Here is a 25,189-nt window from a genome sequence, read left to right on the forward strand (position 1 = left end):
GCTCCCCCTGCTCCCCCTGCCCCCCCTTCTATGAGTAAATTCAATGAGGAATTGAAGCTATTATTGCGATCGCGCTACGCTATTATTTACATTCCGACTTTAGAAGAAGAACGAGTCGAAACCATAATTAAACAAGCGGCAAAAGATCAGGGCAACCGAGGGGTTTATATCTGGGATTTTGTGGAAGGATATCAACAGGGAAATCCCAATGATTTAGGAGCCGGAAAACGCAATCCGTTACAAGCCTTAGAATTTGTAGAAAAACTACCGGAGGCAATGGCTGGTATTTTTATTTTAAGGGACTTTCATCGATTTTTAGAAGATATCTCAATTTCGCGAAAATTAAGAAATTTAGCCAAAAAATTAAAATCTCAACCCAAGAATTTGGTGATTATTTCTCCCCAAATTTCGATTCCTTCTGATTTGAGTGAAGTGTTAACGGTTTTAGAATTTCCCTTACCCAATCTAGCAGAAATTAAAACGGAAGTTGAACGGCTATTAATCACAACAGGAAATCCGTTAGATCCTCGTTTATTAGATGAAATGGTGCGTTCATCTCAGGGGCTATCTATTGAAAGGATTCGCCGAATTTTAGCCAAAGCGATCGCCACCCATGGAGAATTACAGGCCGATGATATTGAATTAATCTTAGAAGAAAAACGCCAAACTATTCGTCAAACTCAAATTTTAGACTTCTATTCTGCCCAGGAAAATATCTCTGATATTGGCGGATTAGATAATTTAAAAGATTGGTTATTACTCCGGGGAGGAGCGTTTTCAGAACGGGCGAGACAATATGGTTTACCCTATCCCAGAGGGTTATTATTAGTCGGAATTCAAGGCACGGGAAAGTCCTTAACGGCAAAAGCGATCGCTCACCATTGGCATTTACCCCTATTAAGATTAGATGTGGGGCGGCTATTTGCGGGATTGGTCGGAGAATCGGAATCTCGCACCCGACAAATGATTCAATTAGCCGAAGCCTTAGCGCCTTGTGTATTATGGATTGATGAAATTGATAAAGCCTTTTCGGGATTAGATGGTAAGGGAGATTCAGGAACCAGTAATCGGGTGTTTGGAACATTTATTACTTGGTTAGCTGAAAAAACCTCCCCGGTTTTTGTCGTCGCCACGGCAAATAATATTCAAACCTTGCCCCCGGAAATGTTAAGAAAGGGACGATTTGACGAAATTTTCTTTGTGGGATTACCCTATCAAGAAGAACGAAAAGAAATTTTTGAAGTGCATTTAACCAAACTACGTCCTCAGAATATTAAAAATTATGATATAGAACGATTAGCTTATGAAACCCCGGATTTTTCTGGGGCGGAAATTGAACAAACCTTAATTGAAGCCATGCACATTGGTTTTAGTCAAAACCGAGATTTCACAACGGATGATATTTTAGAAGCAGCGAGTCAAATTGTCCCCTTAGCCAGAACTGCTAAAGAACAAATTGAGTTTCTGCAAGAGTGGGCAGCGGCTGGGAAAGCCCGTTTAGCTTCTCGACAGAGTAGTTTAAATCGTCGCCTATCCGGTTGATGGTATTATAGTTATCTTTAAATTCGGTTTAAAACTCATGTATAGAAATATTCCCAAAACTATGAATCTTTATGGTGTTTTTAAATTTATTGTGGGTTTTTTCCTGGCAATTTTGATTTTAGCGGGTGCAACCGTCGCCACAGCTTTATATTTCGCAGCCCGTTTATCCGAACTTCCAGAACGTCCGACTTTTCCCAATGATAACCCGCAAACAAAAATAGCAGCAAAGCCAGCCACTCCCCAAGCCGCGGTCAAGCCCACCCCAACGCCAACTCCAGAAGCAGAAAAGCTTGAACCCGGTGCTTATCGGGCGATTGTCACCCAGCCGATTGGTTTGATTTTACGCGATAGTCCCAGTACGGACGCGAATCGAATTGGCGGGATTGCCTATCAAGAAAAAGTGGTTGTCCTAGGAGAAAGTGACAATAAGGAATGGCAAAAAGTTAGGGTAATCAGCGATGGCGATCGCACGGGATGGGTTAAGGGTGGAAATACAGAAAAAGTTGAATCGGAAAACTAATTTTTAAGATTTTTGGGTTGAGTATCTGACCTTGATAACCTGTCTGAACAGCAGGTCAGGTTTGTTTTGCTGTTTAAACAGGAGGGTTGCTCACGGCTGCTAGAAAAGTTGGACATTTTCAGCTTCCAAGTTAAGATAAGGTTAAATTGCAGTTAACCCTGTCTTAACCTGGAAGGAGAAAGTCAAATGATTCAATCTCAATTAAATTTTTATGAAAATGATAAATACAAAGATTCCATATCAGAAAATCAAGTTTCTAAATTTTATCAAGTTCTCCATGAATCTCTCCATCAGGTATTAAGTGATCGCGTCAGCATCGGAGAGATCTTGATGTTTGGTCAGCCCAAAGGTGTAAAAGATGAGACTAGAAAATTCCTAATTAAAGATCAGGAAAACCGCAAGATAGCTGTAGCGTTGTGTTCTTCCCCTGCATCTCCAAAGATAATTGCACGGGGGGTAGAATCTTCATATTTAGCCAAGCAGAGAGTAGGTTCAAAATTAGGATATCATATTTTAGGGGCTTTATGTGAGGGGGAAGTTGATGAATTAAGTTACGCTGTCCTACCCTATTGTCAGCCGTTAAGTGATTCACGGCTTTTGTGGTATGCTCAACGTTTTTTATTACGTCCCTCCTTATTCAAATGGTTAACTTGTATTACTGAAGCGACAGTAACAAAAGTCAACTCCGATGAAATAGAAGAAAACTTTATCGTTCCACTTCAGCATTTAGTGGAGTTAGAAACGATTACCGATCGCGTTCGTGTTGCGGCATTAGACACTCTCGAACGTTTGGCTAAAGGAACTTGGCATCCTTGTCATACGCTGATGCACGGTGATCTTTGGAAAGGTAATGTTCTGATCGCTCCTCCTTCCCTGGGCAGCGCGGAAAACCGACCATGGCAAGAGCGTTTTGTGATCATTGATTGGCCCGGTGGCATGATTAAAGGATATGGGATATATGATTTAATTCGACTAGCCCAATCTTTTAAATTAGGAAAAAAACAACTTCGTAAACAGGTAAATGCCCATTGTGAGATATTAGATTGTGAGTTCACTGATGCCCGTTGCCATCTTTTGGCAGCTTTGAGTTACCGAGGTATGCACCTAGAAAACTTCCCGGTGTCAAGATTTGCTAAAATGGCAGATTCTTGCCTAAAAACACTTGAAGAAATAGGAGGTTAATTCTAGGATTTATGTTGTTAGGGAAATCGCCGTTTACTTAACCAGTAGGTGAGCATTTCTCCTCGACCTTTAACATCAATTAAACCCCGTTCTTCAAAGTCATATTTACCATTTAAAAGGTTTTTAGTGGCGGCTGTTACTTGGATTTTACCCACTTCTCCTTGGGATTCCATGCGAGAAGCAATATTAACGGCATCTCCCCATAAATCATAGATAAATTTTTTCGTGCCAATGACACCCGCCACCACTGGCCCGGTATTAATTCCGATTCTTAAATTAAAAGATTGACCCATTTGTCCTTGAAATCGGCGAATTTCCGCCTGCATATCTAAAGCCATTTCTGCAATAGCTTCTACATGGTCATGGCAAGGAGTGGGCAAGCCACCAGCAACCATATAGGAATCTCCAATAGTTTTAATTTTTTCTAAATGATGTTTCTCGGCTAATTCATCAAAAGCAGAAAAAATTTGATTCAAGAAATTGACTAATTCTGAGGGAGAAATTCGAGCAGAAAATCCTGTAAAATCTACAATATCTGCAAACATAATCGTAGCTTGTTCAAAACGTTCGGCAATAGAATGATGATTTTGTTTCAGTTGTTCGGCAATAGATTTCGGCAGAATATTGAGTAATAACCGTTCCGATTTTTCCTGTTCTGCTTTTAACGCTTCTAAAACTCTTCGTCTTTCGGTTGTATTTCTTGCTACCCAAATGACACAATTATCTGGCATGGGAGAAACCGTTGCAGCAAACCAAACTTCATCTCCAAGATTCAAAGGGGATGAATTAGTGCCATGATGTCCGGGTTGATATTCAGCAGAAACTAAACTATATTCAATATTTAAAGTTTGCTTGGTGTTTAATACTTCTTGAATTTGATTATAAAATAAACTGGCATGACTAGCTGGAAAAACTTCAAACACAGTTTTCCCCAGCAGTTCTTCTGTCGGACTATATAAAACCTCGGAATTGGTGGTGACAATCTTTTTATATTTTCCTTCAGCATCAAACACCGTAATTACATCCGTCATCGCAGCAAATAAAGCTCTAAGTTCGGCTTCTGACTCTCGCAAAGCATTTTCAATCCGTGTTCTTTCCGCAACTTCTCGAACTAATTGATGGTTGGCTTCCCGCAGAGCAGCGGTACGTTCTTCCACCCGAATTTCTAACTGTTCCATTGCCCTTTGTAGGGCTGCTTCCGCTTGTTTTCGCTCGTTTATATCTTCAACGGTTCCTTCATAATGAAGTAGGTTTCCGGCTTCATCTCGGACTGCAAAAGCATTTTCTGAAATCCAAGTTAACTGTCCATCTAAGCGTCGGATTTGAGATTCATAACCAACAATTGCCCCCTGTTCTGCCAATAGTTTAACAAACTGTTGCCGACGTTGGGGTTGAACATAGAGTTGGTCTTGAATATCCGTTAAATTTTGGATTAATTCTTCAGGAGATTCATAACCGTAAATTCGAGCTAAAGCCGGATTTGCACTTAAATAAATCCCCGTAGATGTAGTTTGAAATATGCCTTCAACCGCATTCTCAAAAATACTCCGATAGTTAGCTTCTGCTTGTTTTAAGGCTTCTTCCGCTTGTTTGCGTTCTGTAATATCAATTCCCACAAAGAAAGCCGCTTGATTTTCGTTATATTTATGGGCAACAATTAAATAATTTCGAGGTTTACCTTGAATGACAGACATGACTTCTTGATAGGAGTCTTTGTCGGGATGATCAAAAAAGTTTTGAACGAAATAATTAAACTCAAAACTAGCTTTTAAAAACCCAATATCTTGATTGACAAAATCTTCGGGTTTGAGGTCAAAGGTCGATGCCAAATAACGATTCACTCCCAAATAACGTAAATCTGAACTAATCCAAGAAACCGTACCCGGAACCACATCTAATACTGCTTCTAATTGGTCTTGGGTTAGTCTTAATGCTTCTTCGGCATCCCGGCGTTCAGTAATATCAATTCCCACTACAAAAGCCGCTTGATTATTATTGTATTTTTGGGCAACAATTAAATAATATCGTAACTTGTTATTCAGGACAAATGAAACCTCTTGAAAAGCATCAATAGAGGGACTATCAAATAAATTTTGGATAAATTCAGTAAACCCTGAATGATTGCCTAAAAAACCAATATCTTGATCAATAAAAGTTTCTCTAGGCATACTAAACATATCTGCCAACCGTTGATTCACCTCAATATAACGCAAATCTGAATTAATCCAAGAAACCGTGCCGGGAACCGCTTCTAATACTGTTTGTAATTGATTTTTGGCATTAATCAAAGATTCTTCCGCCTGTTTGCGATCGGTAATGTCAATTCCGACGACAAAAGCCGCCCGATTATAATTATATTTTTGAGCCACAATTAAATAGTGACGCCATTGTCCGTTCACCTGATTTCTGACTTCTCGATAGGCGTCAATTTCAGGACTATCAAATAAATCTTGGACAAAATCTTGGAATTCCGAACTGGTTCCTAAAAATCCAATATGTTGACCAACAAAACGTTCCCGAGGGAGGTTTAACATATTAGCTAATTGTTGATTGACTTCGATATAACACAAATCTGAATCAATCCAAGAAACCGTACCGGGAACCGCTTCTAATACTGTTTGCAATTGATTTTTAGCATTTCTGAGAGATTCTTCAGCTTGTTTGCGTTCAGTAATATCAATTCCGACGACAAAAGCCGCCCGATTATAATTATATTTTTGAGCCACAATTAAATAATATCGCCATTCCCCATTCACTTGATTTCTAACTTCTCGATAGGCGTCAATTTCAGGACTATCAAATAAATCTTGAACAAAATCTTGGAATTCTAAACTGGTTCCTAAAAACCCAATATGTTGACCAACAAAACTCTCCCTGGGGAGGTTCAGCATATCCGCTAATCGCTGATTAACTTCGATATAACACAAATTAGAATCAATCCAAGAAACCGTCCCTGGAACCGCATCTAAAACCGTTTGCAGTTGATCTCTCGCCATGCGTAGAGCATTTTCTGATTGTTGATGCTGGACAATTTCTTGGACTAAATTATCATTCGATTCTTTTAAGGCAGCGGTGCGTTCTTCCACCTTTTTTTCTAACTGTTCATTGGCTTTTTGCAGAGCTAATTCAAACTGTTTGCGGGTTTCAATTTCCTGCTGGAGTTGTGCTTTTGTTGCTTCGAGTTCAATCGATTTTTGTTCTAATTGTTCGGCTCGTTCAATCCCTTGACTCACTTCCGATAATAACTCAAAAACAATACCAGAAGCATTAAAATTATCTTCATTAAACCCCAACCAAGGCAACGGTTTAATCAGTTTTTCACTGGTATATAAAACCTCAAATTGTTGATTAGGTAATACCTGACCAATGCGACAAACCTTAGAAACATGATGATTAGGTTCTAAACGAACTAACCCCCCAGGAGACAAAAAACGCTGTCCATAAGCTGCAATCCTCACCCGTTCTATATCAAAAGATTCAGCTAATTCAACGGCTTGTTTCCAGAGATGAATTTGAGTATGGGCGGTTGCCATAGAGTTATTAATAACCCGTTCTTCTCCATAAAAGCGTTTAAAAGTTTGAACAAATTGATGATTTTCTGGGGTATTTAAACTTTGAAAATAATGAAAACAACTGAAGTGACCAACGGCGGCCTCTTGAAGTTTTTGCGCTTCTGATTCTGAGAAGGATGTGGCTAAAATGGGTAAATCAGAAGCCCTAATTCCACTTTCATAAAATTGGCGATAAAAACTTAAATTGCGATCGCCTCTAAGGGTATTAATAATAATATCGGGTTGTGCCTGTCGAATTCGAGTGATAATCGGTTGAAAATCTAGGGTTGAAGAAGGAACATAGGCCTCTCCCACCACCTCCCCCCGATAATGTTTGAGGTGCACTTTCATCAATTTATTCAGGGTATGGGAAAACACCTGATCCCAACCCAATAAATAACACCGGGTTTTCTGGTTTCGCAATAACCAACTAATGGTTAATTCAACTTGCTGATTCGCACAAAATCCCGTATAGAAAATTTGGCTACAATTCTCCAACCCTTCGTAGGAAGCCGGATACCAAAGTTGAGCATTGAAGGCTTCGAGCACCGGTCTAACGCCGTGACGACTGGCGGAAGTCCAACAGCCAAAAAGGGTAGTAATACCATCTTGTTGAATTAATTTTTGGGCTTTCTGTTCAAAGGTGAAGCAGTCTGAGGCACCATCCTCAATCACGGGTTCAATGATTTGCCCTAAAACCCCCCCCTGAGCATTAATTTCGGCAATGGTCATTAATTCCGTTTCCAGCAACAGCCTTTCCCTATAGGCCATCGCTCCGCTCAGAGAATGCAGTAACCCGACTCGTACACCTGGCATAGTTGATTAACGGCTGGTAGAACTAAATTTTCGACTTAGGGTAAGATAGCTGCACCCTCAAATTCTTTACCCTTAATACAACTGACAAGATAGACCTGTCCTATCACAATAGTCTAAGCTACGATCGGCTTAAATTCCTAATTCAACAATATTGGGATGAATTAACATCATTTGATCGGTAGCACAAATGCTCCCCTACTGTAGAGATTTACTGGAACGTCTCCACAGGGAAAAAACCCAGAAGTGTTAATTTTTTTCTGGATTTCCTCTAATATTTTCCTCTGGGGATATTGTTGGTTAACAGTCCATCTTTTAATATCGGTTATCCCTTAAATATTGGAGAATCCCCTGGGCGATCGCTTGGGCCATGCGACTGCGTTGAGCCGGATCACCCAACATATAGGCATCATAATTATTAGTGACAAATCCCGTTTCGACTAAGACCGAAGGCATAGAGGTATTTCGCAGCACATAAAAACGCGCTTGTTTTACCCCACGATTGGGCAGTTGGGAAAAACTGGCCATCACACTATTTTGCACATATTGGGCCAGACGAGAACCACTGCTGTAGTAAAAGGTTTCAATCCCACTCGCTGCTGCATTCGTGGCGGCATTGGCATGAATACTGACAAATAACGTCGCATTCATCCGGTTAGCCATATCCACCCGGGGTTCTAACTCAATGGTGCGATCATCCAAACGAGTCATCACCGCCTGTACCCCATTTTGCTGCAAAATCTGGGCTACCTGTTGAGAAATCGATAGAACAATATCTTTTTCTCGCAGTCCCCCCACACCCACCGCACCGGGATCACTGCCCCCATGTCCAGGATCGATAATCACCGCCACCCGACCATTAGGAATCGGATTATTAGAGGGAGGATTAGCGGTACGAGGGGGAAAGGGGAAGGGATTGGTATTAGTTCGAGGGGGATTTGTCCGGGGGGAGAAGGGTCTAGGATTAGGAGTGGGAACCGTGGCGACGGGGGGACGGGCTGCTGGAGTTCGACTTCCTAAACCCTCTCCCACAAAAGCTAGGGCAAGCTGTTGAGGACTGCCTTGGCTAATTTGTCCCACTTCAATCCGGGTTGCCGGTTTAATTAATAGGGTAAAAGTCTCTGGGTCTTCCCGACGTACCCTTGTCCAAATAATAGGACTTCCGACCTGCCGTTGGGGTAGGGCAATTCCATCGGCCAGGGCCGCGGAGAAAAACGTAATACTATAGGACTGAGTTTCATTGTCCCAACCGCTACTATAGTTCAGAGGCTGATCGGCTTGGATCAGAAGTTGTTGATTGCGGATTTCGACCGAACGAATTTTGGCAAATCCTCCCGACAATTGGACGGCGGGGGGAGTGCTTCCCTGGGGCCAAACCGCTATCCCTCCGGCCGATGAGCGGGCTTGCCAATTTTGACTCCGTTTTGGGGTACTCATCGTAACCCGAACAACAGGAGGGTTACTCGATAGTTGGGTGACTTGAGAAATCGTTACCCCATCTCGGTTAACCTGTTTTCCGGTACTGTTTGAACGGGATGCTAAGGTGGCACCCAAAATATCCAAAGTCATCCAACTACGATCTTGACTTTGTTTAAATTCAATATCGGCCATTTTGCCGGTGGTGTGGAGCACAATTCCATTATCCCGCACCTCGACTTGAGCTAAGGTGGTTTGAGGTTGCTGGGGAATGGAACGATTAACGGTCTGTTGAGGTAGGGGAGCAGGCACACGAGCCGGGGCAGGAGGCCTGACAGATGGGGTTTGAGGTAAAGGTAGGGAAGGACGGGTTGCGGTTGGGGGGGGAGGAGCAGGAGCAGGGGCAGGTGTGCCTAGAGATCGAGGCGAGGGCAGTTGCACCGTCCACTGAGTTGGGGAAATCCCCCGAAATTGGACTCCTTGAGGATCGAGAGTATAACCATCGGCTAATTCCACCACAATCCGGGTGGTTTGGTTATCGACCTGACCCACTCGAATTTCCCGAATCGCTCCCCCAATTAATTGCTGACGATTGACACCTCCTAAGCTCGTGCCGGGCAAATCAATCACTAATCGGGCAGGGTTGGAGAGCAGTTGAGCTTTGGGTTGTACCCCGCCATCGGTTGTAAAGCTGAGGCGGTTTTGAGAACTTTCAAATTGCCAAGATTGCAGACTGGCTGCTTCGGCGGGAGAGGTCAGAATAAAAAAGCTGACTAAACCGGGCATTAACCAACGCGAAAATAGAGTTTTTCCCATTCGTGACACGCTAAGAACCTTAATTAACAATAGAATTTGGGTCAAGGTTTGACACTCCCACAGCCACACCAAAAGGAGATTCTAAGATGTCGTCGGTCGTTGCCGGACAATCCGAAGCTCGAATCCTAACACCATCACCAAGCACTGTGATTTGTCCTTATGGACAGAATCAACAAAGCGAGTGAATCATATCATATTATTATCAATGTTTTTCAGAGGTTGCCCCATTGATTCGGTGAGAATCTGTAAATTGAATACTTTGTTGGGGAATCCCAATCGAAATATTATGCTGATCAAAGGCAATTTTTAAACGTCGCCGATATTCCCGTGCTACAGGCCATTGTTCCAGGGGTTTAGTCTTAATAAAAATCCGAATCCCGATGCCACTATGATCAAGTTGGTCAACGCCCAATACCCGGGGCGGTTCTAAAATATAGAAACTCCATATCGGATCTTGATTCATCGTTTGAGCAACTTGATCAACGACTTGAAGGGCTTGATCTACATCCGTATTATAATCAACATTTAAGGTTAAATCTACCTGTGACCAACCGTTAGAAAAATTCTGAATACTGGTAATAATTCGGTTTGGTAAAGTAATCAAATTTCCGTTGGTACTTCGGAGTTGAGTAATCCGTAAATTAATATTTTCTACTTTCCCAGATAATTCACCAACGGCAATAAAATCCCCCACGGCAAATTGATCATCAATTAAAATAAAAATCCCATTAATAATATCTCTAATTAAATCATTAAAAATGATGGATAGAGCCAAACCAATTAAACTACCTGCGGCTAAAATACTGGCGGAATTGACTTCTAAAATCGTGAGGATAGTGATGATCCAAATTGTTAACCAGACAACGACTGCAATACTTTTGAAGGCGCGGGTTAAAGTATAGGCGCGTAAAGTTCTACGGCGAGATACATCAGGGTTAGCAACTAAAAAAGAAGAATCTTCTAAAGCCGTTATGAATTGGTCAACAAATATTAGAGTTAAACGGTTACAAATATAGAAAATTATTGTGATAATTAGCAATGAGTTCATGGCACTTAAGATTAATTGAATAGATCGAGTTTGAGGAAATAATCCCAAAATCACAAAAAAAACAGTATATCCAATAATTAACTTAAAAATCTGTGCTGCTTGACGTTGTAGTTTATTAAAATCAATCTTTTTTTGATAACTAATAAATGCTTTTGTATGCTCATCAGCATGGGGATTCAAAGGTTTAGGTGGAGCATTTTCAGAGAGGATTTTCCATTGATTCTTTAACTGATTTTCTCGCCAACAAACTAAGCCAGTAATCAAACTCATTCCTAATAAAAGTACAAAAGCAATCCCTAACTGTCGCTGTAAAAATTCAGGTTTACGTTCTAATTTTGCTTGAATAATACCCTCGTGAATAATCGGAATTAATTCCATCACATGGGTTTCCGAATCAATCCCATTAATTTCGGCATCCAGTGGAGTAACGGTCATTAATTCATAGGGTCTTTCTCGACCTTCCCAGGCTGCATAAATAACGGGCAAACTATTTTTAATTTTATAAAAAATTTGTAAACTATTGATATCAAAATCACTATTAACAACAAATGAAAGTCTATTTTCTATTTTTCCAACTCGGCGATTAATTGGTGGATGTCTACTTTCATCCTCACTAACACGAGGTGCGGTAATTTGAAACAATTCCTGACCGTCTAATCTTACAGTTCTTTGGACAATGACCGAATCATCTACAGGATTCAACAAATTGTTTAAAGAGTTAACAGGTATAACTTGTCCCCAAGCCTTTGGTAAAGTAATTAAACCGCAAGTCAATATAATTAAACTGAGCAGAAAAATTGCCTGATATTTTGATTTAAAAAAACGCATTTTAACTAATATTTTAATTCAACACTTAATGAGTATAGCGGTATTTTTTGCCTCTATACTTTAGAAATTGATATGGATTTTCCCCCCATAAAAACATCATTGCTAAAAGATATGGATGGTGTTTCTTCCTGGGATACTGACAGGTCAAACCAAAATGTGGTTCCGATTCCTAACTCACTAATTAAATGAACTTGACTGCGATGTTTTTCAATAATATTTTTCACAATAGACAACCCTAAACCTGTTCCTTCTAAGGTATGAACCCGATTTTCTACCCGGAAGAAACGAGTAAAAATAGCCTCTTGGTCTTCCGGTGCAATTCCGCTTCCAGTATCGGAAACTTCTGTTCTAATATAACGAGTTTTAGGGCGATTTTCAGCTAAATGCAAATCAATGGGACGGGGAGGAGGAGGGGAAATAATCCAGCCTCCTTTGGCAATTTCTTCTACTTCTTGGTTTTTCTTCAGATTATCTTCTTCTAATAGATAAACCCGAATAATTACCCGTCCTCCCGAAGACGTAAATTTTAGGGCATTTCCGACTAAATTGGTTAAAACTTGCAACAATAAATCATAATTTCCTACAACTAATGGTAAATCCGGTTCTATTTCTCGACTCAGTTCAATGCCTTTATCCTTAGCATTCAGTTGATAAGTTCTCAAGGTTTGTTCTACAACTTGCGCCATATCAACGGGTTCAAAATTATAGATGCGACAGGATTCTAAACGAGACAAATCTAACACATCATTCACTAAACGAGTTAAACGATCGGTTTCATGGTTGGCGGTGGCTAAAAACTCCTGTCTTTCTTCTTCGGTTAAATCTTCGCCATAATCATGGAGGGTTTCAATAAAAGATTTAATATTAAATAACGGGGTTCTTAATTCATGGGAAATATTACTAATAAACTGACTCTTAGCATCATTTAACTCGACCTCACGAGTAATATCCTGAATGGTCATCGCAATTCCCTTTAAACTTTCTCGATATTTCCCTTCTTCGATAGGGGTTGACATCAGATCATATTCTTGTGTCTGATTTTCATATAAAGTACATTCCTGAACATTGGGACGTTCTGACAATTCACAGGTATTTTCTGTGTCATGAATACAGCTATGACACAGGGGTTCAATCCCCGGAGATTTATGTAATAAAACCGTGGTTAATAAAATCCGTAATGTCCGATTTGTTGGTTCTCCCAAAGAACAACGAAATTCTCCTCCCTCTAAAGTTCCACTAGCAATTTTTTGTAACGGTTGTGATAATTCTTCTGTTACCAAACTGGGCAAAAAGTTAAGTACATTATTCCCAATTACCGTTTGACCTTCCCATCCAAATAAGCGTCGGGCGGTGGGATTGACTAAAATTAAATTCAGTTCAGCATCAATTAAAACTGCTCCATCGGCAATGGTGGAAACCAAGGTTTCTAACTTGGCTTTTTCTGCGGTTAATTCTTCAATATTTTGTTCTTCAAAACTTTCTAGGCGTTCCGCCATTTCATTGAAACTGGAAATTAATTCTCCTAACTCTCCCCCAAAGGGTAAATCAACCCGTTGATTAAAATTTCCGATGGCAATATTTTTAACTCCCTGAACTAATTCTTTAATCGGTTGAGTAATGGTTAAAGCATTAAATACTGCCCCTAAAATTACCATCACCCAAATCGAAACAAATACCGCTAATGTCACATCCCGGGTTAAATTTGATGATACAACAACGGTAGGATTGGGATTAATTCCAATGGCTAAAATCCCTAAATAACGACCATTGTGCATCATCGGCACAAAAACATCCGTCACCTCTCCTGCGGGGGTTAAATGTTGTCTGACCATGGGCAAATCTGCAAAATTTCCCGATTCCACACTGGCTAAAAAATTATCGGGTAATTGCATCCGCCGCCGCAGGGTTAGGGAATTTTGTACCGCCGAATCAGAAAAAGGTAAACCTAGATAAATTTCCCCGTCTTGATCTGCGTATAACATATAACGAACACTGGAGGTACTGGTGTAAAATTGACGAGAAAATCGTGCAACTTCATCCCGTTTTTCTTCCGCAATTAGAGGCGCCACATTAGCGGCTAATAGTAATCCTAAATCTCGACCATAGCGAGTATCATTAATCCGAGCATCTTCTTGAATGGTATTGACCGCCCAAAAAGTTAAACTACTCATCAACAGAGAAACTACCAGGGTCGCCCCGGCCATTAATCGAGTTTGCAGGGTAAACTCAGACCACCATCTGCTAATAATCTCACCTATTTTTTTGAGGAGTTTCAGCATTTGTTGAGGATTTGGGGGTTGACGGTTGTGGGGTAACTCTGAGTTCATCGGCTATACGGTAATAATTCGGTGATTTGTCTACACACCATATTGGCCTGTAGAAACCCAGAGTTGTGTCCCAATACAGCGTTAAGTTTTGTTAACACATACTATACATGGTAACAGCAGACGGGGAAAGCGGGAGCGGGGGGAGCAGGGGAGGCAGGGGGCACTTCGACAGGCTCAGTGGCCGCAGGGGGAGCAGGGGAGGTGGGGGAGGGAAGACGATCACTGACAATTAATAATTGATAATTGATAGTAAATTATTGTTTATAGCGAGCGAGGACGCTCGCATTGCAGGAGTTGTAGGATTTTGAAATCGCGAATTTAGATGCTGAATAGCTTAACCATCAACCGTCACTCGGCAACCGATATCTCGACGATAGTAGAGCCCTTCAAAATTGATACAATCAACGGCTTTGTAGGTTTGGGTGATGGCATCTTGGAAAGTAGACCCAACGGCCGTAACCCCTAAAACTCGTCCGCCATCGGTGAGAATTTGGCCGTCTTGTAGTTTGGTTCCCGCATGGAATACGATCGCTCCCGATGCTTCTGCGTCTTCTATCCCGGTGATGACTTTGCCTTTTTGATAGGAACCAGGATAACCACCCGAAGCTAATACCACACACACAGAAACCCCGGATTTCCAGGTTAAAGGAACCTGTTCTAGCCGCTGTTCACAACAGGCGAGTAGGACTTCTTCTAAGGGGGTTTCTAAGAGGGCGAGAACCGTTTGGGTTTCGGGGTCGCCAAACCGACAGTTAAATTCTAAGACCTGAATTTCTCCTTCCGGGGAAATCATCAACCCGGCATAAACCACCCCCCGATAGTCAATTCCCCGTTGACGCAAGGTGGCTAAAGTGGGTTCTAAGACCGACTGTTGCACGCGAGACAGCAGTTCGGGGGGGAGAATGGGTGTGGGAGCATAGGCCCCCATGCCCCCCGTGTTGGGGCCAGTATCCCCCTCTCCGACCTGTTTATGGTCTTGGGCCGGAACTAAGGGCCGAATAGTTAACCCGTCCGTTAGGGCGAGTACGGATACTTCCTGTCCAGTTAGAAAGTCCTCCACCACTACCCGCAGGTTATCCTGGCCAAATTCCCCGGCGAAAATAGTATCTATCGCTTCATAGGCCATTTCCACAGTAGTCGCAACGGTGACGCCCTTTCCGGCGGCTAACCCATCGGCTTTGACTACAATAGGCGCCGTTTGAATATAGGCTTTCGCGCTGGCTGCATCGGTAAAGACGGCCGCCTTAGCTGTGGGAATTCCGGCGTCTTCCATGAAGGCTTTAGACCAGGCTTTACTGGCTTCGAGTGCTGCCCCGGCTTGGTTGGGGCCGAATACTTTAATATTGTGTTGTTGCAAATAGTCGGTAATTCCTAGGGCGAGGGGTAATTCTGGCCCGACTACCACTAGGGAAATATCCTGATTTTGAACTAAATTTTTGAGCGCTTCAAAATCTTCTACGGAAATCGGATAATTTTCACAGCCTTTGAGGGTGGCTGTCCCACCATTTCCGGGGGTACAAAATACTTTTTCAACGTTGGGCGACTGGAGTAATGTCCAGGCGAGTGCGTGTTCCCGTCCCCCATTTCCAACTACTAGAATTTTCACGGTTTTTTGTTCTCAAATTGATTAGCAGTTTTTGATTGTACAATTGTGGCGGTTGTTTTTACATCGGTTGAGGATTGCTATAGATTGAAATTGGCTATCTATAATTTAGTATAATTTAAAAATTAATTTGCTTCTGAGTGGCACTGTAAGTTTTGATTGGTAGAGCATTGTCTTACTCTTTAATTTCATTCATTTTCAAAATTTTAAACATCTCAAAAGGAGGTTCAGGACGTAACTCCAGATAAACATCTCCTGCATTCAAAAGTTTAATAGGAAAAAAACAAAATGTGACTTTAACATCGAATTCCACCACAGCCCGACATAAGCTATTTGTACTTTCTATAACTCTTAAAATTTTGATCGTTAAATTTAAACCACATTGTTGAGGGAGGTTTTCAAATCTATCTTTAAATATTTGAATCAATTCTTCTTTATTAGTCGCTTCTAACAGATTTCCCGAATAAGAATCTGAAATGAGTTTGCGTATTTGCTCAGAGCTTTTATTCTCATAAGATTTCTTAAATCTTTGAAAAAACACTAAAGTCTCGCCACTAATCCCATCAGGATTGCTGCCTCTGTTTGCCAGCCAATAAATATCTTTGGATACTTTAACCAAATCAGAAATATCCATATTTTTGCTTGTTAGATAGGTGGTATGGAAGTTAGAGTTTGCTTTGTGAGTATTATACCATGCTCTGTGTTACAGCAATTTTCAGATGGATGAAGATGAAGTATAAAAAACCCGGTGTCTCGTTCCCTGGTTCAACCAGGGAATGTATTTTTGAGGCTCTGCCTCAAGTTAATAGCAGGCGAAGCCTGCCCTAAGACATTGCTAGGTAGAACCTAGCAACGAGAATTAACTCTTTTGTGGGTTATAATTGTTTGATAATTGCTATATTAGATCAAATTTTGAGGATAATATCAAAATGAATAATACCTTTTATCTGTTAAGTAATGATGATATTTTAATGTTCGACAAGAATACATTTACTGTCGAAAATTTTAAAGAAATCCTGATAGATATTCTCAACAAAAAAACCTATGTCAAAGGGTATAAAACCGATGGGGTAACCTCTTTCAATTTTCATATATTAGAAAGAATTAACTCCGAATATAATATCGAAGAAAAAGTGATTTTAACAGTAAATCAAAGTAGCGTCAATACCGTTAGTGAGGAAATTGATTGTAAACTCTTAAAATTAGGTGCAGCCTCTTGGAAAACTGGGAAATTGAGATTTAAAGCGATCGCCGACTATAATAACTTATCCGAACCTCAACTTACCATTGAAATCGAACTAGAATTCTGTCCCGACCAACCCGAACTATCAGAAACCTCTGATTCTACATTGGATGAATTGAGAAAATAACTAAAAATTGATAAATAATACTATAATTTTCGGATATTTCAGAAAACCTAAATCTATAATATCCCTAGATAATCCTTCTTAGTGCCTTAGTGTCTTTGTGTTTACTGATATGATCATAAGCACCATAAAAACCCAATTAATTCTGTTAATTTTTATAATATTTTCTGAAAATAATCTTGTGAGTTTTTAAAGACTACAGTAAAGTGGATAAAATATTCTTATCTGGAGATCTAAATTGATGTTAGTTCCTAATCGAGACCAATACCGTCCTTCCGAGGAAGAAATTGAGCAAATGTGGCAGGAATTACAAGTAGTATATACCCCCTCAGAAGATCCGGCAATTAATAAACTCCTACAAGAGTTAAGAAAAATTCTTGTTAACGGGGGTGCGGAGTTTGCTAGATTTAAAATTTCTCCTCACGCGGTGTTAAATTGGTTTGGCTCCAGGGACTTACTGAATGAAATTAATTTTTTTGAGCAATTTGTCAGCTTACCCCAGGTGATGGATGGTTTATCAGCTTTAGAAATTGAAATCCCCTTAACAGCAGAGCTAGACCTGACCGAAGATACCAGCGCCTTCACCCTGGATGGAGAATTAGCAGAAGCCTTATTCTTAGGTGGAGCCGATGAAGAATTTGAAGGGACAGCCAAACAAGCGAAGGATATTGGGATGAAATTTTGTGAGGCTTTGTTTGGGAGTCGCTATGATGAAGTGCAGATGTATATTTCTCAAGAGCCTTGGACAGAGTGGTTTGCGGGTGTTTCTTGGGATGTGACTTGGTTTGGAATTGATAAGCGAAACTATCAAATTTGGATCTTGTGTATTACGGATACCGATTAATTAGAGATCGATTCCTGGTACTATAAGTTTGGGACGACAATTATTTGTTTTCCCTGCTATAATTGCCTTTAAGGCACAGTTAAAGCCCCCGTAACCTAAAATTAACCTCGAAATTTAAAAAAAAGATTGCTTTTTCAAAGTTTATGCTATACTCATGATCGAGGAAGCCGCTTTGAAGGGCAAAAACCCTGTATGCAAAGAAAAATCATTCAGGTTGGAAATTGTTAACCATTTAGAAATTAGAACAATTTAAGAGGTATTATGAGCCAAAAGGTTATACACCCGATGGATAAGTTACAACGTCAGGTGCATTCCCTGGTCAAGTCTGACATTATCAAACCTTCCGATAGTCTATGGAAAATCGCCCTTCTCTATGGCGATGACTGGAAATATTGGAAACAGGAATTGTTAGAATTTGGTTTCTCCATGCAAGATCCCCTCAGCGAGCTATTAGCCGTTGAAGCTTGGGATGAAGACGAAGGTTAGAAACCTATTTTTCAAACCCTCCCTGATTTAAGTTAGTCTGTAATCAATCAGGAATTCGCCCTTTAAAATTCCACTGTTTAAAGTTTTGTATTCATTTCTATCAATAGCTTTTAGTCCTTTGCCCTTTCCTCCTGCTTTGCATAAATCTTCCTCACGATTTTATGAATTTAGGCACTGGGCTAGAGCTTGAGATAGAGATTGAGCCGTTAGATAGCGATCTTTAGGTCGGTATTCCGTGGCTTGTTCAATTACTTTTCGCAGTTCGGGCGTAATCGTGGGAACGTTGTTGAGTTCAAAACCATAACTGTTTCCTCGTTTACCATAGAATTTGAGGGGTGTTTCGGCGGTCAGTAAAAAAATTAAGGTTGTACCGATCGCATATAAATCCGATTGAGTCAGGGGTTGGCCTCGATCCTGTTCCGGGGCACTGTATCCTTCCGCCCCAATACGGGTTCCGGGGGGGGTTCCGATTTCCTTCACGGCTCCGAAATCCAAGACCACAATCCGATGATCTCGGCGTCGCAAGAGCAAATTTGCCGGTTTGATATCTCGGTGGATTAGAGGCGGATCAAGTGAGTGAATATAGTCCAAGATCTCACAGGTTTGGATCATCCACTGAATGGCTTGTTGGGGAATGACTGGCCCCCGTTGATGGATATACTTTTCGAGATCCGTTCCATGGATCATTTCCATCACTAAATATTTTTTGCCATCTTCCACGAAAAAGTCATAAAACTGGGGAATTCCCTCATGATTTAAGGCTTTAAGGGTACGGGCTTCCCGTTCAAATAGTTCTTGAGCCTTGGCAATTTGCGCCATATCCGCATTCATTTCTTTGAGAACAACGACAATAGGCACAGCAGATTTAGCCGTGGTAGAATCCCAGGCTAGGGTTGTTGTTCCCATTCCGCCCTGTCCGATAGTTCTCAAGACTTGATATTGTCGGACTGCGCGCTCAACTTGTATGGGAAATCCACAATGAATACAGAATAAATTCCCTGGCGTATTCCCCTCATGCTTACAGGAGGGAGGATTGGCCGCAATAGCAATTACACTGGCTTGGATTTGGATTTGTAATAAGGTGCCATCTTTTGCTAATTCAATTAAAGCCCCATCCCCGACTAACCCCTGATTCGTGAGAACCCCATTCACAAAAGTTCCATTAGTCCCCTTACTTACCAGCAACCACAGGGAACTCTGGGTTTCATCCGTGGGACGGTGTAACTCCAGATGGTAACGGGAGACCAAGGAATCAACGATTACGACCTGATTATCCGCCGCCCGTCCAACCCGAATCACCGCCTCCTGTGCAAATGTCCACTGTCTCAGGGGCGTTTTTTGTTGGGGGTCTAACAACGTTAGGGTTAACATAAATCAGTTATTAGTTATCGGTTATCAGTGGGCCAGACGTACCCGAGCGCAGCGATGCCGTAGGCTATTGGCACGTCTGGCCCCAGTTATCTGCTTCGCCCAATTAACTAAACCCAAGCTCGAACCACAATAGCCGTAATATTATCGTGACCATTATGTTGATTAGCCAGAGCAATTAAACCGTCTACGGCGGTGGCTAAAGGGGTTTCAGGATTGAGTAGGGGATTAAGTTGAGTTTCACAGAATATTTCTAAGAGGTTATTATCGGTTAAACCATCGGACGCTAGGATTAGAACCGTATCTTCCTCAATGTCCAAAAACTGAACATCGGGGTGAACAAACTGCTCCTCCCTTGGCCCTAGGGCTTGAGTTAATTGATAGGCGTCGGGGCGAGAGTAGGCCAGTTCTGGATTAATTCCCCGTTCAATTTCCCGTTGTCCAACTTCATGATCAACCGTAATTTGTTGTAACCCCTGGGTGCGAGTTAAACGATATAATCGACTATCTCCCACATGGGCAACCACCGCTTGATGATCAACCACCAAAGCCATCACTAAAGTTGTCCCCATGCGACCCACCCCCGAACGCACCCCTTGTTGATTTTCGGTATAAATTACTTCGTTGGCTTGAAGAATTGCATCGTGTAGGATTTCTTCCGTGGGTAGTCCTTCGGGATATTGGTTTTGGAAATAGTCTTTCAGGGTATCAACGGCCATTTGACTGGCGACTTCCCCTCCGGCGTGTCCGCCCATCCCGTCACAGAGAATATATAAACCCCGGACTGAGTTGGTTTGTCCCCGAGGTGTTTCTTCGAGCTTGATTTGGGTTGCCATGCCAAAACAGTCTTCATTATGATCCCGTTGACGTCCGACATCCGTGCGTCCCACCGCTTCCAGGGATTTGAGCCGTTGAACCGGAATTACGGTTGGAGCTTGATTTAGGCTCAGGGGTGGGGGTTCTGTGGGGTCTTTGGGTCGGGGATAGGCGGTCGAAGGACAATTAATTTCATCTAAAACCACCATGAGGTTTTTTTGTAATTGGGCAACAGTTTGAATTTTTCCTTCAATTAAATCCCGTAATATTTCTGTTAAGGAACCCACTAAAGTTCGTTGAGATTGGTGGAATAACTCCTGCCATAACAAACCTAAATTCGATAAACTCAAGGTAGAATTGGGCGGATCAAAGTATAGTTGTTTTAAACATAGCTGTTGAGAATCTTGGGGAAATACCCTTAAATTTTGGGAATCTAATAAACTTTGACGACAGCCCCAGGGTTCTAATAATTCCCAGAGTTTGACTAAATCCCCTAACCAATCAACTATTTGTTTAGGTGTAGTTTTTTTATTACTCCACAGGTCAGACAAGAGGGGAAAATCGGCAAAATCTTCTAACAGAATTACACGATAAAAAGACTGTTCCCAAGCATCTTGTAAGCGAGGAAAATATTTGGAATTCTCAGCAGCTAAGGAAAAATAGGGTTGAGCATCCGCAATAATAAAAGTTTCTAATTGTTGATCTGAGGGGGTAGAGGGTTGTTTTTCCAGGGCTTTTAGGGGAGACACCTGCAAGGGCTGGGTATCTAAAACCTTAACCGTCAGGGATTCTCCTGATTGTAGGGGGGGTAAGGGTTCTAGGAGTTGATACCGCTCTTGCGGGTCTAAATAGGCTCCCACGGGTAGTTCTACGAACTGAATATCTTTTGGTGGCGGTTCGGGGATCGTACTCAGGGCATCCCGGGGGGCAATGGGAATGGGTTCGATGTCTGTTGGTGAGAAAATTTCTTCTTCGAGTTCAAGGGGAGAGGGTGGCGCGTCTGATAATTCAGGGTCTTCAGGGGGGGGAGGTTGGGTATCAATTCGATCTAAAACCGATTCTGTGACGGTACCCCCGCCCTCTAAATGGTCATTATTTAAAGATTCTGCTAAGGGTTCAGGTTGAGGCGGAACTAGGGACAAAGGGATAACTACTGCTCGATAAACCGTTCCGGTTGCTGTGCCACAGTTATGACATTCCAGGGTATTAAAAGCAACTGTTGCCCCACATTCAGGACAATATTTCTGGGTCAGAGAACTACCGCAGCTTTGACAAAACTTATTTAGACTGGGGTTTTCAAATTGACATTGGGGACAAACGACCATAGTTAGATTCCCCGCCTTTTTACAAATTATACAGGGATATTTTAAGAGTACGATTTTTTATTGTACAACAGGATTAGGAAAAATGGTTAATTACCTATTCTAAAATTTTAAATCCCTAAAAATTAGGGATTAATCTAAGTTTTTGTTTGCCTCTTTGATCATGGTTTGAACCGCAATTGATTCGAGAGTTGACAACGGAATTTTACAAAAATATTGGCGGCGAAATTGTTCTTCTTGAACGGCAGCAAGAAAGGCTTGGATTAATTGATTTAGGGTTTCTGAGGGATTACAAACCGATGATTTTTGCCAACTGATATAAAAAGCCTGGTCTTGATATTCAATCTTAAATCCTAAGATAGTTAAAATTTCAAAACCAATTTTTAAGGGAATTACTCCTAGGTTTAATTGATGGCAGAGTTTTTTAATACTAACGGGTTGATGGGTACGACTGAGATATTTGGCAACGCCGATCAGTTGTTCCCAAATTTTTTCAGGCGGTAATAATTGAGGTAGAGTATAGGCGATCGCTAAAGGTTGTTTTTCAGCATAGGCGCGACGAAACCAAGAGTTTAAATCTTCCCAACAGGTGGGACAGTCATTGAGAATTAATAAGTGTTCAGATAAGGGTTGATTAAAGTTTTGATTCCGATAATCTAAAATAGGATTATTAGCAAGATTAATAGATGCTGGGGGAGTCTGAGCTTGGGCAGATTGTAATTCTAATATCCGAATTTCATATTGTCTTTTAAAGGTATTAAAATCTAGTTCTACAATCACATCCGATCGTCCTTCGGGTAGCTCATCTTTATAATGTCCCCACCATACCCCGGGAAATCCAGTTGATAGGGACTCATCCCACAATTCAAAGGTAGTTTTAATATATTGAACTTTTTGCCCTCTTAAATCCTTTTCTGAAGTATTCCAAGCATTAGTAAACCAGCAATTTTGAATTAGAATTTTAGGGACAGGGTTGCCCATTCCACAGGGCTCTAAAAGTTTTAACTCTTGAAATAAATCAACTCCTAATTCAGCAACGGTACAAACTAAATCAACTTGAATATTCCGTTGTCCAATTTCCTGTATATTGGATTTTAATTGTTCTCGCATCTGACGATTAATTGCATCTATAAATATCGGGATATTTTCTATCGTCAAACTCAAGCCAGCCGCAAAGGGATGCCCTCCAAATCGATGCAAAAGATGGGCTTGACTTTTGACTAATTCATACAAATCAATTTGATTAATAGAACGAGCCGAACCCCGGGCTAATTTAATTTCTGAATGATCGCTTAATTCCTGCTGATAATTACTTAAATCTATTGTTCCTTCTGTACTTAATAAAATAGTAGGTCGTCCATATTCTTGGGCGACTTGACCCGCCACTAAACCCAAAACTCCTCCTTGCCATTGAGGATCGGATAACACAATAACCTGAGTCGTAGATAGGTCTATTTTCTTTAATTTTTTCATCACATCACGACTGACTTCTTTTTGTAATCCTTTGCGTCGAGTATTGGCTAATTCGGTTTCTATAGCTAATTCTTGACAGCGTTTTTTATCCCTACTGGTGAGAAGTTCTACACAGAATCTAGCATCTCCATAAATGCGACTTACAGCATTAATTCGAGGGCCAAGACCAAAGGAAATATCGGTGGGGCGATCGCCTGTTCGTTTACACAAATCTAACAGTTTAGCAACCCCTGGACGGGTAGGATTTTTTAATTGTTGTTGTAATTTTTCTATTCCCAATTGAGCTAAATAGCGACAATCTCCTTTAAGTTGGACTAAATCTGCAATTAAACCAATGGCAACTAAATCTAATAAATCTTCTAAGGGACGTTGGGGAATATCGGGTAAAGTTTGATATAAAGCTTCAATTAATTTATAAGCAACTGCTACCCCAGATAAATGATATAAAGGATGATCTAAGGATAAATAACGAGGATTAATAATAGCAATTACTGGAGGTCTTTCTTCGAGTAAAGTATGATGATCGGTAATAATAATATCAATGCCTAATTGATTAGCATATTCAATTTCTTTTAAATTGGTACTTCCTGTATCGCAAGTCACAATTAACCGACATCCCTGTTGATAGAGTTGATCAATTCCGGCACAATTTAATCCATGGGATTCGGTTAACCGATTAGGAATATAATAGGATAACTGCTGATTTTCTCGGTTAAAAAATTGTCCTAATCCATCCCATAATACAGAAGTTGCAGTAATACCATCGGCATCAAAATCCCCCCAAATTGTCACATTTTCTTGGTTATTTCTAGCTAAAACTAATCGTTCAATTGCTTGTTCCATCTCCATCCCAAATTCAAACGGACTGGATGGTTTATAGGAATTAGGGTTTAAAAATCCCACTAATTTTTCAGGGGTTTTTATCTCTCTTTGTAATAATAATTGAGCAATATATTTTCCTGAAATTTGAGGTGCGTACTCTTGAATAATTGGGATAATCCAATTAGGAATTTCTAAAGTAGGTTGAATTTGCCACATAGGTTTAAATTATAACTTCTTGGAATTGATCAATATTATATAGATTCAGGGAATTTAAAGGTTGATCAAGAGTTAATTCTCCAGAAACTCGCTGACAACGCAGAGCAAATTGACAGGATTTACAATGTCCCTGACTTTGATCAACTTGCGGGAAAGATTCCCCCTCTTGATAACGGTCTAAATAGTTATGAAATTGATCAAAAAGTTGGGTTAAATCCTGTTGATTTTTCTCATGTTGTTGTGAAGTATAGGGGAAGTGTAAAAATTCCGGTGGTTGTTGTCGGGAAGACTTCACAAACCAATAGGTCATTGAGACTTTTTCGGGTAAATATTGACTGGTTTCAACTAAAATATAAGGATATAAACGAGTTTGCCAGTTATTTTCTAAAAGCTGGCGATTTTGAGGACGAGGATAGGTTTTCCAATCAAAGATTTGAGCTTGTTTTTCTTCCGCTTTAATTAAATCATAAATAACCACTAATAAATCACGATTAAAATTTAAACTACGGTAATGTTCTGCTTCTCTAAAAACAAAAGTTGAGGGATCGGAATTTAACCTAAAAATATCCGACGCCACGGTTAAAAATTCAGTATAACAGCGTTTTAATTCTGGATTTCCGGTGAGTAAAACATCCAGAGGAAGTCCTAACTCATGTTGCTGCATCAACAAGTGAAACTGATTTCCCCAGGTGATGCGCTCCTCATTTTCTGGAGAAGGGGGTGAAACTAACTGATCTAAATAGGTATATTGAAACTTTCGGGGACACAGAGACAACAAATTTAAGTGTTGTTGAGAGAGTCTAAATCCAGTCATGGTGATTTGATCAAC

General features: G+C 40.8%; 16 protein-coding genes. 6 read left to right on the forward strand and 10 right to left on the reverse strand.

The window, feature by feature from the left end; translation table 11 throughout:
* Positions 1-30: 30 nt before the first annotated feature.
* From PL9631_RS21155 to PL9631_RS21165, 3 genes are all read left to right on the forward strand, one after another.
* Positions 31-1,542 (forward strand): AAA family ATPase, encoded by a 1,512-nt coding sequence (locus PL9631_RS21155; protein ID WP_083624285.1) that lies wholly within the window; start codon positions 31-33, stop codon positions 1,540-1,542.
* A gap of 61 nt (positions 1,543-1,603) precedes the next feature.
* Positions 1,604-2,062 carry an SH3 domain-containing protein gene (locus tag PL9631_RS21160; protein WP_083624287.1) on the forward strand — a complete coding sequence of 153 codons (459 nt, stop codon included), beginning with the start codon at positions 1,604-1,606 and terminating at the stop codon, positions 2,060-2,062.
* Between the two features lie 186 nt (positions 2,063-2,248).
* Positions 2,249-3,244: a hypothetical protein gene (locus PL9631_RS21165; protein ID WP_083623413.1), complete on the forward strand. Its 996-nt coding sequence runs from the start codon at positions 2,249-2,251 to the stop codon at positions 3,242-3,244.
* A gap of 17 nt (positions 3,245-3,261) precedes the next feature.
* Here PL9631_RS21165 and PL9631_RS21170 read toward each other — a convergent pair whose 3' ends face one another.
* From PL9631_RS21170 to PL9631_RS21195, 6 genes are all read right to left on the reverse strand, one after another.
* Positions 3,262-7,611 (reverse strand): transporter substrate-binding protein, encoded by a 4,350-nt coding sequence (locus tag PL9631_RS21170; RefSeq protein ID WP_083623414.1) that lies wholly within the window; start codon positions 7,609-7,611, stop codon positions 3,262-3,264.
* A 312-nt stretch (positions 7,612-7,923) separates the two neighbouring features.
* Positions 7,924-9,840, reverse strand: a complete 1,917-nt coding sequence (locus PL9631_RS21175) for an N-acetylmuramoyl-L-alanine amidase (RefSeq protein WP_197046484.1) — start codon at positions 9,838-9,840, stop codon at positions 7,924-7,926.
* 202 nt (positions 9,841-10,042) lie between these two features.
* Positions 10,043-11,716, reverse strand: a complete 1,674-nt coding sequence (locus PL9631_RS21180; protein WP_083623415.1) for a mechanosensitive ion channel family protein — start codon at positions 11,714-11,716, stop codon at positions 10,043-10,045.
* A gap of 53 nt (positions 11,717-11,769) precedes the next feature.
* The gene (locus PL9631_RS21185; RefSeq protein WP_083624290.1) at positions 11,770-13,995 is read right to left on the reverse strand and encodes an ATP-binding protein; all 2,226 of its coding nucleotides are present in this window, start codon (positions 13,993-13,995) and stop codon (positions 11,770-11,772) included.
* Between the two features lie 382 nt (positions 13,996-14,377).
* On the reverse strand, positions 14,378-15,649 hold the full coding sequence (purD, locus tag PL9631_RS21190; RefSeq protein WP_083623416.1) for a phosphoribosylamine--glycine ligase: 1,272 nt from the start codon (positions 15,647-15,649) through the stop codon (positions 14,378-14,380).
* A 172-nt stretch (positions 15,650-15,821) separates the two neighbouring features.
* Positions 15,822-16,280 (reverse strand): hypothetical protein, encoded by a 459-nt coding sequence (locus PL9631_RS21195; RefSeq protein ID WP_083623418.1) that lies wholly within the window; start codon positions 16,278-16,280, stop codon positions 15,822-15,824.
* 295 nt (positions 16,281-16,575) lie between these two features.
* Between PL9631_RS21195 and PL9631_RS21200 the strand changes: the two genes are divergently transcribed.
* The 3 genes from PL9631_RS21200 (at position 16,576) to PL9631_RS21210 (ending at position 18,343) form a co-directional block, all read left to right on the forward strand.
* The gene (locus tag PL9631_RS21200) at positions 16,576-17,016 is read left to right on the forward strand and encodes a KGK domain-containing protein (RefSeq protein WP_083623420.1); all 441 of its coding nucleotides are present in this window, start codon (positions 16,576-16,578) and stop codon (positions 17,014-17,016) included.
* A 238-nt stretch (positions 17,017-17,254) separates the two neighbouring features.
* Entirely contained in the window at positions 17,255-17,857 is a 603-nt protein-coding gene (locus PL9631_RS21205; RefSeq protein WP_083623421.1) for a hypothetical protein, read from the forward strand.
* Between the two features lie 261 nt (positions 17,858-18,118).
* Entirely contained in the window at positions 18,119-18,343 is a 225-nt protein-coding gene (locus PL9631_RS21210) for a DUF4327 family protein (RefSeq protein WP_083623423.1), read from the forward strand.
* A 159-nt stretch (positions 18,344-18,502) separates the two neighbouring features.
* Here PL9631_RS21210 and PL9631_RS21215 read toward each other — a convergent pair whose 3' ends face one another.
* The 4 genes from PL9631_RS21215 to PL9631_RS21230 all read right to left on the reverse strand — a co-directional run bounded on the left by PL9631_RS21215 (position 18,503) and on the right by PL9631_RS21230 (position 25,174).
* Positions 18,503-19,714 (reverse strand): FHA domain-containing serine/threonine-protein kinase, encoded by a 1,212-nt coding sequence (locus PL9631_RS21215; protein WP_083623424.1) that lies wholly within the window; start codon positions 19,712-19,714, stop codon positions 18,503-18,505.
* Positions 19,715-19,821: 107 nt separating this feature from the next.
* Positions 19,822-21,852, reverse strand: coding sequence for a serine/threonine phosphatase (locus PL9631_RS21220; protein WP_083623426.1), 2,031 nt, complete (start codon positions 21,850-21,852; stop codon positions 19,822-19,824).
* Positions 21,853-21,981: 129 nt separating this feature from the next.
* On the reverse strand, positions 21,982-24,360 hold the full coding sequence (gene recJ / locus PL9631_RS21225) for a single-stranded-DNA-specific exonuclease RecJ (protein WP_083623427.1): 2,379 nt from the start codon (positions 24,358-24,360) through the stop codon (positions 21,982-21,984).
* Between the two features lie 4 nt (positions 24,361-24,364).
* Complete coding sequence (locus tag PL9631_RS21230) at positions 24,365-25,174, reverse strand: PD-(D/E)XK nuclease family protein (RefSeq protein ID WP_083623429.1); 810 nt, start codon at positions 25,172-25,174, stop codon at positions 24,365-24,367.
* Between the last annotated feature and the right edge of the window lie 15 nt (positions 25,175-25,189).

The organism is Planktothrix paucivesiculata PCC 9631 (genome assembly GCF_900009265.2).
In the GTDB taxonomy this organism is placed as follows: Bacteria; Cyanobacteriota; Cyanobacteriia; order Cyanobacteriales; family Microcoleaceae; genus Planktothrix; species Planktothrix paucivesiculata.

Excerpts from the sequence above, each read along its gene's own strand:
- PL9631_RS21155 (WP_083624285.1), top strand. The coding sequence starts at position 31 with ATGAGTAAATTCAATGAGGAATTGAAGCTATTATTGCGATCGCGCTAC.
- PL9631_RS21220 (WP_083623426.1), bottom strand. The coding sequence starts at position 21,852 with ATGGTCGTTTGTCCCCAATGTCAATTTGAAAACCCCAGTCTAAATAAG.
- recJ (WP_083623427.1), bottom strand. The coding sequence starts at position 24,360 with ATGTGGCAAATTCAACCTACTTTAGAAATTCCTAATTGGATTATCCCA.
- PL9631_RS21160 (WP_083624287.1), top strand. The coding sequence starts at position 1,604 with ATGAATCTTTATGGTGTTTTTAAATTTATTGTGGGTTTTTTCCTGGCA.
- PL9631_RS21195 (WP_083623418.1), bottom strand. The coding sequence starts at position 16,280 with ATGGATATTTCTGATTTGGTTAAAGTATCCAAAGATATTTATTGGCTG.
- PL9631_RS21165 (WP_083623413.1), top strand. The coding sequence starts at position 2,249 with ATGATTCAATCTCAATTAAATTTTTATGAAAATGATAAATACAAAGAT.
- PL9631_RS21180 (WP_083623415.1), bottom strand. The coding sequence starts at position 11,716 with ATGCGTTTTTTTAAATCAAAATATCAGGCAATTTTTCTGCTCAGTTTA.
- PL9631_RS21230 (WP_083623429.1), bottom strand. The coding sequence starts at position 25,174 with ATGACTGGATTTAGACTCTCTCAACAACACTTAAATTTGTTGTCTCTG.
- PL9631_RS21205 (WP_083623421.1), top strand. The coding sequence starts at position 17,255 with ATGTTAGTTCCTAATCGAGACCAATACCGTCCTTCCGAGGAAGAAATT.
- PL9631_RS21175 (WP_197046484.1), bottom strand. The coding sequence starts at position 9,840 with ATGGGAAAAACTCTATTTTCGCGTTGGTTAATGCCCGGTTTAGTCAGC.
- PL9631_RS21210 (WP_083623423.1), top strand. The coding sequence starts at position 18,119 with ATGAGCCAAAAGGTTATACACCCGATGGATAAGTTACAACGTCAGGTG.
- PL9631_RS21185 (WP_083624290.1), bottom strand. The coding sequence starts at position 13,995 with ATGCTGAAACTCCTCAAAAAAATAGGTGAGATTATTAGCAGATGGTGG.
- PL9631_RS21170 (WP_083623414.1), bottom strand. The coding sequence starts at position 7,611 with ATGCCAGGTGTACGAGTCGGGTTACTGCATTCTCTGAGCGGAGCGATG.
- PL9631_RS21215 (WP_083623424.1), bottom strand. The coding sequence starts at position 19,714 with ATGTTAACCCTAACGTTGTTAGACCCCCAACAAAAAACGCCCCTGAGA.
- PL9631_RS21200 (WP_083623420.1), top strand. The coding sequence starts at position 16,576 with ATGAATAATACCTTTTATCTGTTAAGTAATGATGATATTTTAATGTTC.